Origin of the sequence: Streptomyces sp. NPDC051913, from assembly GCF_044593635.1 — a bacterium.
GTDB lineage: Bacteria > Actinomycetota > Actinomycetes > Streptomycetales > Streptomycetaceae > Streptomyces.
Genome location: NZ_JBIUCI010000003.1, coordinates 692,638 through 705,783 on the forward strand (window position 1 = coordinate 692,638; position 13,146 = coordinate 705,783).

Below are 13,146 nucleotides of genomic sequence, written 5' to 3' on the forward strand. Positions count from 1 at the left end.
ATCGCCTTCGGCGACCGCCTCCGGTGGACGACCCTCAGGGGTCATCCCGCAGTAGTCCCCGGGCCTTCGTCCACCCTCAGGAGGTGGAGCCACCCCCACCCCTACAACCTGAGGCGGAGTCGTCTTCGGGACCTGCGGCCGATGAGCGGGAGGCCCCCTCGCTCCTAGCGTGGAGCCATGACCACACCCGTCTGCACCAGCGCTTCGGACGCCGCAGTACCGGCGAGGCAGACCCGCCCGCATGTGACGTACCCCTCCTTCTCGTCGTACGTGAAGGCACGCCAGCCGGTGCTGCTGCGTACCGCCCGGTCGCTGACCGCGAACCCGAGCGACGCGGAGGACCTGCTGCAGACCGCGCTCACCAAGACGTACGTCGCCTGGGAGCGGATCGAGGACCACCGGGCGCTGGACGGCTATGTGCGCCGGGCACTGCTGAACACGCGCACCTCGCAGTGGCGCAAGCGCAAGGTGGACGAGTTCGCGACGGACGAGATCCCGGAGCCCGAGCCGCTGCCCGGCGGGGACGACCCGGCCGAGCAGCAGGCGCTGCACGACGCGATGTGGCGGGCGATCATGAAGCTGCCGGCCCGGCAGCGGGCGATGGTCGTCCTCAGGTATTACGAGGATCTGAGCGAGGTGCAGACGGCGGAGGTGCTCGGGGTGTCGGTGGGGACCGTGAAGTCGGCGGTGTCGCGGGCGCTGGGCAAGCTGCGCGAGGACCCGGAGCTGGGCCTGGTGCGATAGCGGGCTCGCGGCGGACTCCCCTCGGTGCCGGCGCGGGCTCTCCTCGGTGCCGGCCTCCCCGGTACCCGCCCCCCGCTGTGAACGCAACGTGACGTGATCGATCACCGCGGCCTAGTGACATACCAAGCGGTATGTGAGCAGAATCAGCGCAACCCTTACTACCGCGTAGGCAATGTCGCCCCGGGAGGACGCCGTGCTGAGCACCATGCAGGACGTACCGCTGCTGATCTCAAGGATCCTGACCCATGGGTCGACGATCCACGGGGCATCACAGGTGACCACCTGGACCGGTGAGAGCGAGCCGCACCGTCGCTCTTTCGCCGAGATCGGCACCCGAGCGGCCCAGCTGGCGCACGCGCTCCATGACGACCTGGGCGTCGCCGCCGACGAGCGGGTCGCGACACTCGCCTGGAACAACGCCGAGCATGTCGAGGCCTACTTCGCGATCCCCTCCATGGGCGCGATCCTGCACACGCTGAACCTCCGGCTCCCGGCCGAGCAGCTGGTGTGGATCGTCAACCACGCGGCCGACCGGGTGGTCATCGCCAACGGCTCGCTGCTGCCGCTGCTCGCCCCGCTGCTCCCGCACCTGAAGACGGTGGAGCACGTGGTCGTGACCGGCCCCGGCGACCGTTCCCTCCTCGACGGCTCCCACGTGCGCGTGCACGAGTACGAGGAGCTGATCGCCACCAAGCCGACGACCTACGACTGGCCGGAGCTGGACGAACGCCAGGCCGCCGCCATGTGCTACACCTCCGGCACCACGGGCGACCCCAAGGGCGTGGTGTACAGCCACCGTTCGATCTACCTGCACTCCATGCAGGTCAACATGGCCCAGTCGATGGGGCTGACGGACCAGGACACCTCGCTCGTCGTCGTGCCCCAGTTCCACGTGAACGCCTGGGGTCTGCCGCACGCCACCTTCATGACCGGCGTGAACCTGCTGATGCCGGACCGGTTCCTGCAGCCCGCGCCGCTCGCCGAGATGATCGAACGCGAGAAGCCGACCCACGCGGCCGCCGTACCCACCATCTGGCAGGGGCTGCTCGCCGAGCTGACCGCCAAGCCGCGGGACGTGTCCTCCCTCGGTCAGGTCACCATCGGCGGCTCCGCCTGTCCGCCCTCGCTCATGGAGGCGTTCGACAAACTGGGCATGCGGGTCTGTCACGCCTGGGGCATGACGGAGACCTCCCCGCTCGGCACCATCGCCCGCCCGCCGGCCCACGCGGTGGGCACGCCGGAGGAGTTCGCGTACCGGCTCACCCAGGGCCGTTTCCCGGCCGGTGTCGAGGCCCGACTCACCGGCCCCGGCGGCGAGCGCCTGCCCTGGGACGGCGAGTCGGCCGGTGAGCTGGAGGTCCGCGGCAACTGGATCGCGGGCGCGTACTACAACGGCCCGGACGCCGAACCCCTGCGCCCCGCCGACAAGTTCAGCGAGGACGGCTGGCTGAAGACGGGCGACGTCGGCACCATCTCCCCCGACGGCTTCCTCACCCTCACCGACCGCGCCAAGGACGTCATCAAGTCCGGCGGCGAGTGGATCTCCTCGGTGGAGCTGGAGAACGCGCTGATGTCCCACCCGGACGTCACCGAGGCCGCCGTGGTGGCCGTCCCCGACGAGAAGTGGGGCGAGCGCCCGCTGGCCACCGTCGTCCTGCGCGAGGGCTCCGCCGCGACCTTCGAGACGCTCCGTGCCTTCCTCGCCGACGAGGGCCACATCGCCAAGTGGCAGCTCCCGGAGCGCTGGACGATCATCGAGTCGGTGCCGAAGACGAGCGTGGGCAAGTTCGACAAGAAGGTGATCCGCAAGCAGTACGCGGAGGGCACCCTGGACGTCACCAAGCTCTAGAAAACCCCTGTCGGCACCAACTGGCCCGCAAGGCGGATCAGTTGGTGCCGATCCGTGCCAGCAGGTCCACGATCCGCGCCTGCACCTCGGCACTGGTCGACCGCTCCGCCAGGAACAGCACCGTCTCCCCGGACGCCAGCCGCGGCAGGTCCGCCTGGTCGACGGCGGCGGTGTAGACGACGAGCGGGGTGCGGTTGAGCTGCCCGTTCGCCCGCAGCCAGTCCACGATCCCGGCCTGCCGCCGATGCACCTGCAACAGGTCCATCACCACCAGGTTCGGCCGGAACTGCCCCGCCAGCGCCACCGCGTCGGCGTCGCTCGCGGCCCGCGCCACCTGCATCCCCCGCCGCTCCAGCGTCGCCGTCAGGGCGAGGGCGATCTCGGCGTGCTCCTCGATCAGCAGCACCCGCGGCGGATGCTGCTCGCTGTCCCGGGGCGCGAGCGCCTTCAGGAGTACGGCGGGATCGGCGCCGTACGCCGCCTCACGTGTCGCCTGTCCGAGCCCCGCGGTCACCATCACCGGCACCTGCGCGGTGACGGCGGCCTCCCGCAGCGACTGGAGCGCCGTCCGCGTGATCGGCCCGGTCAGCGGGTCGACGAACAGCGCGGCCGGGAAGGCGGCGATCTGCGCGTCGACCTCCTCGCGCGAGTGCACGATGACCGGCCGGTACCCGCGGTCGCTCAGCGCCTGCTGGGTCGTCACGTCCGGCGCGGGCCACACCAGCAGCCGACGGGGGTTGTCCAGCGGCTCCGGCGGCAGTTCGTCGTCCATCGGCTGCGGTCGCGGCGGATCGGCGACCTCCACCGCCCCGCCCGGCCCGTCCAGCGGCTCGGGACCCTCGGCGGCGTTCTCGTCCGGCGCTCCTATGGCGTACGACCGTCCGGTGCCCTCGGTCATCTGCGCGAGCCGCGACTGTCCGGCGAGCGAGGGCTGCGGTACCGCGGGCGCCGGTGCGGGCGCGGGGGCCTCCGCGGTGGGGTGCGGACGGCCCGCGGCCGGGTCGGGCGGGGTACCGAGCTTGCGGCGTCGGCCGGAACCTCCCGGCTGATGCGGTGCGGGCGTCGCCGACGTCTGCGGCTGCTGCACCTGGGCGGCCTGCCGGGTGAACGGCACGCCCTGTCCCAGGGTCCGCACGCTGATCGCCCGCCCCTGCGTGGAGTTCGGGTCGACGGGCGCGGCCGCCTCGGCGGGCAACGGCTGAGCGGTACGCGACGGCGCCGGAGCCGTACCGGCGACGGCCTCGGGCGGCAACGGCGTCCCGGGCGCCGGAGTACCGGCGGACTGCGCGGCGACCTCGGCACCGGCCGTGCCGTCGGCGGCGTCGGCGGGCCAGGGCTGCGGTGCGGCCTCGGCCGGAAGCGGCTGCGCGGGAGCGACGGCCGCGGTCGGCGCCGGAGCCGGGGCCTGGGCCTGGGCGGGCAACGCGGCCTGGCCGGTGGCGTTCTGGGCCGGCACCGACACGCCAGGGGCAACGCCCTGCGCCGGCACCGGCTGAGCCGGAACCGACGGGTCCGGAGCCGCCGTCACCTGGACGCCCTGCCCCGCGGCCACCTGCTGCGGTACCGGAACCCCCGGCGCGGGCGCCCCGGCGGCCTCCGCGGGCTGACCCACGGCCCGGCGACGCCGACCCGTCGGCGCGCTCGCGGGGTGCGGCTGCGGCGGAGTGTGGTCCTCGGCCTGGTCGTGCGGCACCGCGTCGTGCCGCCCGTCGTCGACGAACCCGGCCGCGGGCACGGCCTGCCCGGGAACGTGTACGGCGACCTGGGCGCCGGACGCCTGCGGTGGCACGGCGGCCTGAGCCGGGGCTTGCACAGGGGCTTGAACCGGGGCCTGCTGCACGGGAACGGGAGCCTGAGAAGGCGCGGCGGCCCCCTGCCCCGACACCCCGGCACCAGCACTCTCCGGCCCCCGGTCCGCCTCCGCGGGCGGCAGGGCGAACACCGCACGCGGCCCCGCCTCCTGCGCGGCCGCACGCTCGTTCGCGGCGGCCAGCGCACGCCGCCGACGCCCGGTCGGCTGACCCTCGCCCCCGTCCCCGGACGCCACCGCGGGCAACGCGGGTGGCAACGCATGCTGCGCGGGCACTCCCTGCGACGGCACTCCCTGCGGCGGAACGGTCCCGCCCAGCCCACTGCCCACGGCCGCGGTACCCGCGGCATGCTCGGCGGCGGTCATGACGGCACCCTCGGAGACACCGGCGTCGGCGACGGCAGCCGCGGCCCCGTCACCACCGGCGATCTCGGCAGGTCGCCCCCGCCGTCGCCCGGTACCGCCGGACGCCGGCGCGGTACCCGACGCGTCCCCGGGCTCCACGCCCGTCTGCGTCGCGACCGGCGCCGCCTCCTGCGCCGTACGCCTCCTGCGGCGCCCGGTCGGAGCGGTGCCGCCACCGTTCTCGCCACCGCCCTCACCCGGGCCCTCGGCGGAGCCGTCGGAGTCGGCGGGCAGGTCCTCGCTCTCCAGGAACGCGTCGACGGACGACCGCCGCGCCCGGCGTCGTCCACCCGCGTCGGTGGTCTCCGGAGCGGCCTCCAGCGCGGCCGGACCGGAGGCGGAGGGGTCGGCCGGGACCGCGCCCGCGCCACCCCCGATCGGCACTTCGAGGACGTAGGCGCTGCCGCTCATCCCCGGCACCTCATGCGTCTGGAGCACACCGCCGTGCGCCCGCACGATCCCCCGCACGATCGGCTCGTGCACCGGGTCTCCCCCGGCGTACGGGCCGCGCACCTCGATCCGTACGACCTCGCCGCGCTGGGCGGCGGCGACCACGACCGTGTTGTCCATGTAACCGCCCGCCGAGACGGGCGCGTTGCCGGTCGCGTCGACACCGGCGACATCGGCCACGAGGTGGGCGAGGGCGCGGGCGAGCAACTGGTGGTCGACCTCGGCCTCGATGGGCGGCGCGTGCACGGCGAACTGCACGCGTCCGGGCCCGACGAGTTCGACAGCGCCTTCCACACCCGCCGCGACGACGGCGTCGAGCATCACCTTCGTCCGGGTGACGCCGTCGGTGCCCGCGTCGAGCCGCTGGTAGGCGAGGACGTTGTCGATGAGCTGGGTGATCCGCGAGTACCCGGCGGACAGATGGTGGAGGACCTGGTTGGCCTCGGGCCACAACTGCCCGGCGTCGTCCGCCGCGAGGGCGGCCAGTTCGCGGCGGAGTTCGTCGAGGGGGCCGCGCAGCGAGGCGCCGAGCAGCGTCAGCAGCTGCTCGTGCCGGCCGGCGAGCGCCTCGTACCGGTCCTTCTCCCGTTCGCCCAGGGCGGCGTACCGCTCCTCGCCGGCGGCGAGTTCCTCCGCGTGCCGCTCCTGGAGCTCCTCGACCTCGGTGACGTGCTTCTGGCGCAGCGCGGTGAGTTCGGAGGCGTGCTCCTCGGAGAGCCGGTCCAGCTCGTCCGCGTGCTGCTTCTCGACGGTGGCCTTCTCCTCGGCGAGCGTGTCGTAGGGCCGCCGGTCGGTGAAGGTCATGACGGCGCCGACGAGCTGGTCGCCGTCGCGCACCGGCGCGGTCGTCAGGTCGACGGAGACCTTCTCGCCCTTCTTCGACCACACCACCTGCCCGCGCACCCGGTGCTTGCGCCCGGAGCGCAGGGTGTCGGCGAGCGGGGACTCCTCGTAGGGGAAGGGTGTGCCGTCGGCGCGGGAGTGCAGCATCAGCTCGTGCAGCTCGCGTCCGCCGAGGTCGCTGGCCCGGTAGCCCAGTATCTGCGCGGCGGCCGGGTTGACGAGGACGATCCGCCCGTCGGTGTCGGTGCCGACCACGCCCTCCGACGCGGCCCGCAGGATCATCTCGGTCTGCCGCTGGGAACGCGCCAGCTCGGCCTCGGTGTCGACGGTGCCGGTGAGGTCGCGTACGACGAGCATCAGCAGTTCGTCGCCGCTGTAGCCGTAGCTGTCGTAGGCCTGCTGGCCGTTCTCCAGATTGGCGCTGGTGACCTCGACGGGGAACTCGACCCCGTCGGTCCGGCGCGCGATCATCCGGGTCGGCTTGGTCCGCCCCGCCGGATCCATGTGATCGGGCCGCCGCATGGAGCCCGGGATCAGCTTGGAGTCGAACTCGGGCAGCAGATCGAGCAGCCCGCGCCCGACCAAGGCCGTACCCGGCGTCTCGAATGCCTCGAGCGCGATGGTGTTGGCGTTCACGACGGTCCCGTTGGCGTTGACCAGCACCAACGCATCGGGCAGCGCGTCGAGTATGGCTGCGAGGCGAGCAGCGCCTCGGGATGGCCTGCTGCTCACGAGACGCTTCCTCCCTGTTACCGCATCTTGCCGACCGCTCGGGCCATCTTGCCAACCGTCCCGCAGCGTGTCACGCGAGGGAGTCTAAGGGCTGCGGTTGCGCGCGCGGCCCCGGATGAGAGGGAGGTCGCACGACGAAGTGACGTAGAACGTGTGACCGCCTCCCGCGACCTCTTCCTTCGTCCCCCGCGACCTTCGCGGTTCGTTCGCGCCCTCGCTGAATCCGCCATGAAATGCCTGTGCGGACACGACGGGTGCACGGGGTCGCGGACCGCCGTGGCACCTATGGGGCCGCCGGACGCTTCAGGACCGCGGGTCGGGCAGCACCGGCACCATCCGGTCCCACCGCCCGATCTCGCACCCGTTGCTGCGGTCGTACGTCGCCTCGACGGGACGCCCGGCCCAGGTCCCCGTGACATGCGCGGTGGCGGGGCCGCCGTACTGCATGGTGCAGACGCTGTCGTCGGGTACGGGGGCGAAGGCGTCCTTCCCCCAGCGGGTGCCGCGGTCGAGCGCGGCGCAGGCCCGGTCGGCGTCGGGGTGGGTGCCGCCACCGGGATGGCAGTACAGCTCGAAGGTCCCGTCCTCGCCGTGGCCGGCGTTCCTGACGGTGACGGTGAGGTGGTCGCCGGTGCCGAGGTCGTCGCGGGCGGGCGGCGGCATCAGGTCGAGGGCGGCGGCGGGCGCGGCGGCGAGGGAGCCGACGGCGACGAGGGAGGAGGCGCCGGCGACGAGCAGCCGGGCGAGCGGGGCGCGGGACTTCCGGAACAGGGACATGACCTGACTAACGCCGCCCGCCCCGGCCGGTTGCGCCACGGCCCGTCGACCGCGATGAAGAGCTTTGCCCTGCGGCCCGCCTGCCTAGTACCGTGGGAGGCGATTGGTGACACCACGCTCGACTGTGTCATCATCTGCACGCACCACTCGCGCTCGCGCGGGCGGCTGTGCTGGAGGCGTCGCCTAGTCCGGTCTATGGCGCCGCACTGCTAATGCGGTTTGGGACTTAAATCCCATCGAGGGTTCAAATCCCTCCGCCTCCGCGCTTGATCACGAAGCCCCGGTCCTCGGACCGGGGCTTCGTTGTTGTCAGAAGGGGCCTCGCATGGCGTTTTCGCAGGTCACAAGGGGTGCGGCAAACGGATTTCACATGGCGGCGGCAGTCATGTAATGTTCTTCCTGTCGCCGCGAGCGGCCCGGAAGGGCAAGGAACGGCGGGAAAACAGAACAAGCACTCGTAGCTTAACGGATAGAGCATCTGACTACGGATCAGAAGGTTGCAGGTTCGAATCCTGCCGAGTGCACATCGAGAGAGGCCCCGGAGAGATCCGGGGCCTTTCGCGTTTCGTCATGTTGCGGGGAGGGAGAGCGCGATGAAGGTCAGGGGCGGCGGCAGAGCGGGGCTCGTGGTGGTGGGGCTGGCGGCCGTGCTGGTGGGGTGCGGTCGTGACGACGGAGGCGAGGAGGCCGGAGAGACGCCGGAGTCGGCGTCCGCGTCCGTATCCGCGTCCGGGTCCGCGTCCGTGTCCTCGGCGGAGCAGGGGCGTCTCGCCCCCGATGTGCTGCAGAGCCGCTGGTGGTCCTGGGCGGCTTCGGAGCCCGAGTCGACCAACCCGGTCGCCGACGAGGACGGCGGTGACTGTGCGCGGAACCAGCCGAAGGACGTGTGGTTCCTGGCCGGCACCTTCGGTACGCGGGCCGAGCGGAGCTGCCCGGTGCCCGCGGGCGTGCCGGTCGCCTTCCCCCTCGTGAACCGGATCGGCGGGCTCGACGACTGCGCGCTGTTCATGGACGGCATCGACGGATCGGCGGTCCTGGACGGCAAGAAGGTCAAGGCGGACGTCTATCGCGAGGACGCCGTGACCGTGGAGGGCGTCGCGAGCAATCCCGTCACCGGCACCGACCAGACGTTCGAGGGCACGGGCTGCGGACTGTGGGTCCAACTGCCCGCTCTCAAGAGCGGTGTGCACTCGCTGAAGATCCGTGGCACCGCCGGGGACTTCGCGACGGGGGTCGACTACACGCTGACCGTGGCCGCCGCCTCGTAGTCGGAGGCCGGGTACGCGAGTTCAGGCCGCCGCCCCGGCCAGCCGGTGGAAGGCCTCGATCGTGTGCGGGTGGGCGAGTTCGTCCAGCAGGTGGCGCCACTCGGGGTCGGCGGCGGCCGGGTGGGCCTGGTCCCAGGCGGTGAGCAGCGGGGCGAGTTCGCTGTCGTCGGCGGGAAACGGCGTGTGGGGCTGGGTGTTCATGGGAGCTTCCTTCCGGTGAGGGGTCGAGCCTCTGGGGCGGGACCCGTTTCCTCTGGAGGCCGTTGAAAACCTCTGGCTTCCACCATGCCGCGAGCCCCCTCGCGGAACCATGGAGTCGCCTACCGGGCCGGGGGTGTGGCCAGCCCCACCCGTCAGGTGCGGCTGCCCCGTGGCGGGGCGACGGCGTCCCAAGTGCCGTGTCACTCCCGCCTGTTGAAGCGAACATTTGCGCTTGTGTCGCATGTTCGAATGCGCCTAGTTTTTCACGTCATGACCATGACGAGAAGAACGATCCTGCGCGGCATGGCCGCCGCACCCCTCGCCGGTGCGGCCGCGAACGTCCTCGCCGCCGCGCCCGCCGACGCGGCGACCGTCGCCGCGAACCAGTACTCCCTGGTCGGCCGCACCTCCAACGAGCACGGTGAATTCGCCGCCCTGACGGCCGGGTTGGCGGCGCGGCTGACCAAGGTGGACGCCACCACCGTCATAGCCACCGCCAACCGCGACGCCGACCCGCTGAGCAGCGCACCCAGCACCGCCGAGGCCTTCCAGACCGGCTTCGCGTGGGACCCCGCCGACCAGGACGTCCCGTACTGGATACCCCAGGGCGTCACCACCAGCGCCGACGCCTACGGCAACGGCCGCTACCCGGACAGCGGCGGCGACAAGGTCGTCCTCGTCTCCTGGTACTTCGAGACCGACACCGACCCCGACACCCCGGGCGACGAGTACGCCATCGACAAGGGCATGCGCCTGACCTTCGTCGACTACAACACCCCCGCCGCGCCCACCTATCGGCACGTACTGCTCGTCGAGCCGGTACGCACGGCCTCGGGCGCCTCCTCCTTCGCGCCCGTCCAGAAGCACGCCGGCGGCATCATGTGGTACGGCAACCTGCTCTACGTCGTCGACACCTACAAGGGTCTGCGGATCTTCGACCTCAACACCCTGTTCACCGTCGAGACCGCGGAGAAGGACGTCTGCGGTCTGCACACCGACGGCAAGTACTACGGGTACGGCTACCAGTACGTCCTTCCGCAGAGCTACGCCTACGACAACGCCGGAACGTATCTGCGCTACTCGGCGATCGGCCTCGACCGCGCCAGCACCCCCGACAGCCTGGTGATCGGCGAGTACTCCCTGGACGGCGTGGTCTCCTACAACGACCCCGGTCACACCTTCAACGGCACCGGCGCTCCCGCCGAGACGACGCCCCATGTCGTCCGCTGGCAGCTCGACTACACCGACCGGCACCCGGGTTCGCTCACCGCGACCGAGGCCGTGACCGTCGCCCAGAAGAAGATCCAGGGCCTCGTCTCCCGCAACACCAAGCACTACCTCTCGGTGAGCGCTGGCCCGTCCACCAAGGGCGCCCTGCGCACCTTCACCTCCGGCGCGTCCACCGCCACCACCGTCGCCGACCTCGCCGTCGGCTGCGAGGACCTGAGCTTCCACAGCAGCGGGGCGTCCGGCTGGTCGTACAGCGAGTCGGTGATCTGGAACGTCAGCGAGTACGACGGTCTGCGGTACGTGTACGCGGTGCGGGCGGACGGCTCGTAGCCGCCCTCTACCGGGCGAGCTGGAGGTCGCCGTGGTGGAGGCGGGCGGCGGCCGGCAGGGGCCGTACGGTCGCCGTCTCCCCGCGGGTGCCGGCGAAGACGCACAGCCGCAGCACCAGGAAGCGGCCGATGCCGGCGAGGCCGGAGGCGCCCAGATAGACGGCCTGCTCCCAGGCCAGGCCCGGCGAGGACTGCACGGAGTGCAGAAGGAACATCGCGGCGCAGGTCACCACGTAGGCCGCCGTCGCGGAGCCCGCCGACTGCAGATGGCGGCGCAGGCCCGCGCGGCGGCCGGTGCCGAAGGTGAACAGGGCGTGCAGTTCGGTGCACAGGATCGTGGACGCCACCGTGATCACGGCGTTGGCGGCCGCCCAGGGCATCAGCAGCGCCAGCAGCGGGACCGCCGCGCTCGACAGCAGTCCGACGCCTCCGCCGCACACCACGAACCGGACGAAGGAGGCGAGCGGACCCACCTCGGGCTTCGCGTCCGTGCGTTCCGCGCGGTGCGTCTCCATGGTGGTGTCCTTCCGGGGCGGTCGAGGAGCTGCTGACGTGCTCCACGATCTCCCCGTCCGCCGCGCGAAACGATGGTGTGCCCTCCCGGAACGAGGGTGGGGCCAGCTCCACCATCCCCCCTCCGCCGCCCCCTACTTGCCCTGCTCAGCCGCCTGCGCGTCCTGGCTCCGCAGCTCCTCGACGTACTCCAGGGCGAGCCCTGTCGTCCGGGTGAACCAGTCGTTCAGTACGGCGATCTCGGCCGCGGAGTAGTCGGCGAAGAGGGTGTCGAGGCGGGCGTAGTAGGGGCCGTACAGGGCCGTGAGACGGGTGACCGCGGCCGGGACGGCGGCGACACGGACGCGGCGGCGGTCGCCGGGGTCGGGGCGGCGGGTGATGAAGCCGCCGCGCTCCAGACGGTTGAGGATGCCGGTCATCGCGCCCGTCGTGACATGGGCGTGCTCCGCGAGGTCGCCCGCGGTGAGCAGGTTCTCGCCGGCCTTCAGGACGCAGGCGAAGCAGAGCAGGTCGGTGACGTTCAGGCCCAGCCGCTGGGCCATTTCCTGCTGGCCGAGCAGGTGCGTCGCGATGAGGGAGTCCATCGACGACAGCGCCTCGGCCGGGGTGGCGGCGGGACGGGGCTTGGCTGGCATCTTCCGTATTACCTTAGATCGTGAGAGGTTTATGGTGTGAACTTCTTAGATCGTGAGAGATGTGGGGTGGGTACGTGAGTCAGTATGACGAGGGGCACACGGTCGCGGGGTGGACCGGATGTGCCGTGGCCACGATTGGTTGTGTGGTCCTGGGCCTAGGGGTGGTCACGGCCTCGGTCCCGGTGCTCGCGGTCGGGGGTGCCGTGGTGCTGTTGGGGCTTCTGGTCACCTGGGCCCTGCATCTCGCGGGCTGGGGCAAGCCGCCGGGGCGCCGGCCGCGGGAGCAGTGGGGGATGCGGACGCGGGACCTGTCGGCGCGGGACGGGCATCCGGGGTGTGTGGGGTGCCGGTTGGCAGGGCGGGGGCGGCGAGCCGCGGCGCTGGTGGTCGCCGCTGCCGAGCCGGAGGTCGTCACCGTGGATGCCGGTGGCTGAGCGGGCCGTTGTCAGTGGTGCCCCCTACTCTCGATCGGGATGGCACAGGCATGGAAGTGCACGGGGCTGCGCTGGTCGGCGGACGGTCCTGTGCTGACGTGGGACGGGGGCCGGCGCTCCGCGCTGACCTGGGGGAAAAGGGTGGCCTTCGGGGTCGCGGACGGGGGTGGGCGGACCTGCGTGGGGGCGCGGGGGCACGCGTGTCCGGTGCGGGCACCCGTGGCAGGGCGCAGTACGGGAGCGCGGTGCGAGGAGTGCGCGCGCCTCGACCGGGCGCACTCGGTGGCCGCCGACACGATTGCGGACGATCCGCGCCCGTACCACGTGTATCTGGCGTGGTTCGGCCCCGGGATGGTCAAGGTCGGGATCACCGCTGAGGAACGGGGCTCCGCGCGGTTGCTGGAGCAGGGGGCCGTCTGTTTCAGCTGGCTCGGCGTCGGTCCGCTCATGGCCGCGCGGCGGAGCGAGGAACTGCTGCGGGCCGCTCTCCGTGTCCCCGACCGGATTCCGTACGCCGACAAGCGCGCGGTGCGGTCCGCGTTGCCGGGGACCGAGGGGGAGCGGGCGGCGGAGATCGCGGAACTGCATGCGCGGGCGGTGGCGTTGGGCGGCTGGCCGGAGTCGCTGCGGGCCGAGCCGTTCCGGCCCGTGGACCACGTGGGGGTGTTCGGCCTCGTGGGGGCGCCGGCCGCGGTCGGCGCGGTGACCGAACTGATCGCGGGTGGTGTGGTCGGCGGACGGCTGGTCGCCGCCGCCGGGCCGGATCTGCATCTGGAGACCGGGGACGGGGTGGTCGTCCTCGACACGCGGTTGATGACCGGGTGGGGGCTGGTGCCGGTGGTGGAGGGGGCCGCGGTGGAACTTTCGGTGCCGGTGCGGGAGTTCAGGAGGGAGACGGGGGTGCAGGACGGGTTGTTCTGACGGAC

At 72.2% G+C, this 13,146-nt stretch carries 11 protein-coding genes and 2 tRNA genes; 8 read left to right on the plus strand and 5 right to left on the minus strand.

What is annotated here, in order from left to right:
- The first annotated feature begins 177 nt into the window (after positions 1-177).
- Positions 178-744 (plus strand): SigE family RNA polymerase sigma factor, encoded by a 567-nt coding sequence (locus ACIHIX_RS12230; RefSeq protein WP_399953556.1) that lies wholly within the window; start codon positions 178-180, stop codon positions 742-744.
- A gap of 172 nt (positions 745-916) precedes the next feature.
- A complete protein-coding gene (locus tag ACIHIX_RS12235; protein WP_399953559.1) occupies positions 917-2,593 on the plus strand; it encodes a long-chain fatty acid--CoA ligase in 1,677 nt (558 codons plus the stop codon).
- A gap of 37 nt (positions 2,594-2,630) precedes the next feature.
- Here the strand turns inward: ACIHIX_RS12235 and ACIHIX_RS12240 are convergent, their stop codons facing one another.
- Both ACIHIX_RS12240 and ACIHIX_RS12245 read right to left on the minus strand, forming a co-directional pair.
- Positions 2,631-6,833 carry a PAS domain-containing protein gene (locus ACIHIX_RS12240; RefSeq protein ID WP_399953562.1) on the minus strand — a complete coding sequence of 1,401 codons (4,203 nt, stop codon included), beginning with the start codon at positions 6,831-6,833 and terminating at the stop codon, positions 2,631-2,633.
- Positions 6,834-7,136: 303 nt separating this feature from the next.
- A complete protein-coding gene (locus ACIHIX_RS12245) occupies positions 7,137-7,610 on the minus strand; it encodes an SSI family serine proteinase inhibitor (RefSeq protein ID WP_399953565.1) in 474 nt (157 codons plus the stop codon).
- A 172-nt stretch (positions 7,611-7,782) separates the two neighbouring features.
- On the opposite strand from ACIHIX_RS12245, the gene ACIHIX_RS12250 reads away from it, so the two are divergent.
- The 3 genes from ACIHIX_RS12250 (at position 7,783) to ACIHIX_RS12260 (ending at position 8,878) form a co-directional block, all read left to right on the plus strand.
- A tRNA-Ser gene (locus ACIHIX_RS12250) sits at positions 7,783-7,873 on the plus strand.
- A gap of 188 nt (positions 7,874-8,061) precedes the next feature.
- Positions 8,062-8,134, plus strand: a tRNA-Arg gene (locus ACIHIX_RS12255).
- A 69-nt stretch (positions 8,135-8,203) separates the two neighbouring features.
- Positions 8,204-8,878 (plus strand): signal protein, encoded by a 675-nt coding sequence (locus tag ACIHIX_RS12260; protein ID WP_399953567.1) that lies wholly within the window; start codon positions 8,204-8,206, stop codon positions 8,876-8,878.
- A 21-nt stretch (positions 8,879-8,899) separates the two neighbouring features.
- On the opposite strand, the gene ACIHIX_RS12265 is transcribed toward ACIHIX_RS12260, so the two are convergent.
- Positions 8,900-9,079, minus strand: a complete 180-nt coding sequence (locus tag ACIHIX_RS12265; protein WP_399953570.1) for a hypothetical protein — start codon at positions 9,077-9,079, stop codon at positions 8,900-8,902.
- 276 nt (positions 9,080-9,355) lie between these two features.
- On the opposite strand from ACIHIX_RS12265, the gene ACIHIX_RS12270 reads away from it, so the two are divergent.
- Positions 9,356-10,639 (plus strand): hypothetical protein, encoded by a 1,284-nt coding sequence (locus ACIHIX_RS12270; protein WP_399953573.1) that lies wholly within the window; start codon positions 9,356-9,358, stop codon positions 10,637-10,639.
- Between the two features lie 7 nt (positions 10,640-10,646).
- Here ACIHIX_RS12270 and ACIHIX_RS12275 read toward each other — a convergent pair whose 3' ends face one another.
- On the minus strand, positions 10,647-11,153 hold the full coding sequence (locus ACIHIX_RS12275) for a hypothetical protein (RefSeq protein WP_399953576.1): 507 nt from the start codon (positions 11,151-11,153) through the stop codon (positions 10,647-10,649).
- A 132-nt stretch (positions 11,154-11,285) separates the two neighbouring features.
- A complete protein-coding gene (locus ACIHIX_RS12280; protein WP_399953578.1) occupies positions 11,286-11,786 on the minus strand; it encodes a MarR family transcriptional regulator in 501 nt (166 codons plus the stop codon).
- 59 nt (positions 11,787-11,845) lie between these two features.
- On the opposite strand from ACIHIX_RS12280, the gene ACIHIX_RS12285 reads away from it, so the two are divergent.
- On the plus strand, positions 11,846-12,220 hold the full coding sequence (locus ACIHIX_RS12285) for an HGxxPAAW family protein (RefSeq protein ID WP_399953582.1): 375 nt from the start codon (positions 11,846-11,848) through the stop codon (positions 12,218-12,220).
- A 39-nt stretch (positions 12,221-12,259) separates the two neighbouring features.
- A complete protein-coding gene (locus ACIHIX_RS12290) occupies positions 12,260-13,141 on the plus strand; it encodes a DUF2797 domain-containing protein (RefSeq protein ID WP_399953585.1) in 882 nt (293 codons plus the stop codon).
- The last annotated feature ends 5 nt before the right edge of the window (positions 13,142-13,146 follow it).

Excerpts from the sequence above, each read along its gene's own strand:
- ACIHIX_RS12230 (WP_399953556.1), top strand. The coding sequence starts at position 178 with ATGACCACACCCGTCTGCACCAGCGCTTCGGACGCCGCAGTACCGGCG.
- ACIHIX_RS12235 (WP_399953559.1), top strand. The coding sequence starts at position 917 with ATGTCGCCCCGGGAGGACGCCGTGCTGAGCACCATGCAGGACGTACCG.
- ACIHIX_RS12245 (WP_399953565.1), bottom strand. The coding sequence starts at position 7,610 with ATGTCCCTGTTCCGGAAGTCCCGCGCCCCGCTCGCCCGGCTGCTCGTC.
- ACIHIX_RS12260 (WP_399953567.1), top strand. The coding sequence starts at position 8,204 with ATGAAGGTCAGGGGCGGCGGCAGAGCGGGGCTCGTGGTGGTGGGGCTG.
- ACIHIX_RS12265 (WP_399953570.1), bottom strand. The coding sequence starts at position 9,079 with ATGAACACCCAGCCCCACACGCCGTTTCCCGCCGACGACAGCGAACTC.
- ACIHIX_RS12270 (WP_399953573.1), top strand. The coding sequence starts at position 9,356 with ATGACGAGAAGAACGATCCTGCGCGGCATGGCCGCCGCACCCCTCGCC.
- ACIHIX_RS12275 (WP_399953576.1), bottom strand. The coding sequence starts at position 11,153 with ATGGAGACGCACCGCGCGGAACGCACGGACGCGAAGCCCGAGGTGGGT.
- ACIHIX_RS12280 (WP_399953578.1), bottom strand. The coding sequence starts at position 11,786 with ATGCCAGCCAAGCCCCGTCCCGCCGCCACCCCGGCCGAGGCGCTGTCG.
- ACIHIX_RS12285 (WP_399953582.1), top strand. The coding sequence starts at position 11,846 with ATGTGGGGTGGGTACGTGAGTCAGTATGACGAGGGGCACACGGTCGCG.
- ACIHIX_RS12290 (WP_399953585.1), top strand. The coding sequence starts at position 12,260 with ATGGCACAGGCATGGAAGTGCACGGGGCTGCGCTGGTCGGCGGACGGT.